This is a genomic window from Vibrio crassostreae 9ZC13, assembly GCF_000272045.2.
Classification (GTDB): Bacteria; Pseudomonadota; Gammaproteobacteria; order Enterobacterales; family Vibrionaceae; genus Vibrio; species Vibrio crassostreae_C.
Window position 1 is genome coordinate 1 of record NZ_AJYZ02000015.1, and the last position, 1177, is coordinate 1177.

Genomic DNA, 1177 nt, shown 5'->3' on the forward strand with positions numbered 1-1177 from the left:
TGTCTAAAGAAAAATTTGAACGTACGAAACCGCACGTAAACGTTGGTACTATCGGCCACGTTGACCACGGTAAAACAACTCTAACTGCTGCTATCTGTACTACTCTTGCAAAAGTGTACGGTGGTGTTGCTAAAGATTTCGCATCTATCGATAACGCTCCAGAAGAGCGTGAGCGCGGTATCACAATCGCAACTTCTCACGTTGAGTACGATACTCCAGCACGTCACTACGCACACGTAGACTGTCCAGGACACGCGGATTATGTTAAAAACATGATCACTGGTGCTGCACAAATGGACGGCGGTATCCTAGTTGTTGCTGCGACTGACGGCCCTATGCCTCAAACTCGTGAGCACATCCTACTTGGTCGTCAAGTTGGTATCCCTTACATCATCGTATTCATGAACAAATGTGACATGGTAGATGACGAAGAGCTACTTGAGCTAGTTGAGATGGAAGTTCGTGAACTTCTTTCTGAATACGACTTCCCAGGTGATGACCTACCAGTTATCCAAGGTTCTGCACTTGGCGCACTAAACGGCGAGAAGCAGTGGGAAGACAAGATCGTTGAGCTTGCAGAAGCACTAGATTCTTACATTCCTGAGCCAGAGCGTGCAGTTGACCAACCGTTCCTACTACCAATTGAAGATGTATTCTCAATTCAAGGTCGTGGTACTGTTGTAACTGGTCGTATCGAGCGCGGTATCCTACGTGTAGGTGACGAAGTAGAAATCGTTGGTATCAAAGAGACTACTCTTACTACTTGTACTGGTGTTGAAATGTTCCGTAAACTGCTTGACGAAGGTCGTGCAGGTGAGAACGTTGGTGCACTTCTACGTGGTACTAAGCGTGATGACGTTGAACGTGGTCAAGTACTTTCTGCGAAAGGTTCTATCAACCCACACACTAAGTTTGAGTCTGAAGTATACGTACTTTCTAAAGACGAAGGCGGCCGTCACACTCCTTTCTTCAAAGGTTACCGTCCACAGTTCTACTTCCGTACAACTGACGTAACAGGCGACATCACTCTACCAGAAGGCGTAGAAATGGTAATGCCAGGTGACAACGTTCAAATGACTGTTGAGCTAATCGCTCCAATCGCAATGGACGAAGGTCTACGTTTCGCAATCCGCGAAGGTGGCCGTACAGTTGGTGCTGGTGTTGTAGCTAAAATCTT

Annotated in this window: 1 protein-coding gene; it reads left to right on the top strand. The window is 46.7% G+C overall.

Going from position 1 to position 1177, the window contains the following annotated elements:
* Positions 1-1177: elongation factor Tu (gene tuf, locus A136_RS01550; RefSeq protein ID WP_016783752.1), on the top strand; the 1177-nt coding region annotated here is incomplete at both ends.